At 31.6% G+C, this 301-nt stretch carries 1 protein-coding gene; it reads right to left on the reverse strand.

All coding sequences use genetic code 11. The features are described 5' to 3' along the window. A partial coding sequence (locus ACSG5Z_RS30620; RefSeq protein ID WP_435712832.1) for a DUF3965 domain-containing protein occupies positions 1–301 on the reverse strand: 301 nt, incomplete at both ends.

The raw sequence follows: 301 nt of genomic DNA on the forward strand, positions 1-301 counted from the left end.
GGGTCTAATCGATCTGAATTTTGAGAAAGTACAGCTCTTTGACAAGCTAACACCGCTTGACTAGGTCCATAATATGATAGGAAGTCTGTACACTTACGATATTTTCGTAATAGGTCATGTGTGTATAAGTCATACACAACCGTATTACAATACATCGCTAGACTCATCATATCACTATTTAATTGCTCTTTTGATAGAGATTTAGCTCTCTTACACATATAAAATAATGTAAATTCCAATACTTCTTTATGAGATAATAAATGTTTACAATCCTTTATACATTTCTCATTAAATTTAACCC

The sequence above is a fragment of the Bacillus pretiosus genome (genome assembly GCF_051294775.1).
GTDB lineage: Bacteria > Bacillota > Bacilli > Bacillales > Bacillaceae_G > Bacillus_A > Bacillus_A wiedmannii.